This is a genomic window from Arthrobacter sp. SPT-J7, assembly GCF_059089965.1.
This window is the reverse complement of record NZ_JBNHFF010000644.1, coordinates 1-259: the sequence shown is the minus strand read 5'-3', so window position 1 is coordinate 259 and position 259 is coordinate 1. Positions and strand designations below refer to the sequence as shown.

The window sequence follows — 259 nt, the reverse complement described above, 5'->3', positions numbered from 1 at the left end:
CGCCTTGGCGCCTTCATTGAATTTGTCCCAGTCCCCCCAGCCTTCAAGGTGGCTGTCGAGCTTGAGGAGGTAGCCGGCGTCGACGTCGGAGCGGACCTTGAAGGTGTCTTCGTAGAAGACGTCCGGCGCGGTGGAAGGTGATCGCAGGGCCAGGGCCAGCTTGGTGCCGTAGTCGTCGTCATTCCCCTGGATGGGCTGCAACTCAACCGTCACCCCCTGGTTTGCGGCCTCGAACTCCTTTTTCGCTGCCTGGAACATC

1 protein-coding gene is annotated in these 259 nt (G+C 61.8%); it reads right to left on the bottom strand.

All coding sequences use genetic code 11. The annotated features are described in order from the left end of the window. On the bottom strand, positions 1 to 259 hold a 259-nt coding region (locus AC5RWX_RS34640; protein ID WP_494100617.1), incomplete at both ends, for an extracellular solute-binding protein.